This window comes from Pantoea sp. K16 (assembly GCF_048452805.1).
Taxonomy (GTDB): Bacteria; Pseudomonadota; Gammaproteobacteria; order Enterobacterales; family Enterobacteriaceae; genus Pantoea; species Pantoea agglomerans.
The window spans coordinates 1-238 of sequence record NZ_JBLWNV010000038.1; the positions used below are offsets into that span (position 1 = coordinate 1).

Below are 238 nucleotides of genomic sequence, written 5' to 3' on the forward strand. Positions count from 1 at the left end.
CGAAAGGCCCAGTCTTTCGACTGAGCCTTTCGTTTTATTTGATGCCTGGGGAATTAATTCCTGGCAGTTTATGGCGGGCGTCCTGCCCGCCACCCTCCGGGCCGTTGCTTCGCAACGTTCAAATCCGCTCCCGGCGGATTTGTCCTACTCAGGAGAGCGTTCACCGACAAACAACAGATAAAACGAAAGGCCCAGTCTTTCGACTGAGCCTTTCGTTTTATTTGATGCCTGGGGAATT

1 protein-coding gene is annotated in these 238 nt (G+C 52.5%); it reads left to right on the top strand.

Annotation, left to right across the window (positions count from 1 at the left end):
- The coding region (locus tag ACK13D_RS22060; RefSeq protein ID WP_418797031.1) for a hypothetical protein at positions 1-181 on the top strand (181 nt) is incomplete at its 5' end.
- Between the last annotated feature and the right edge of the window lie 57 nt (positions 182-238).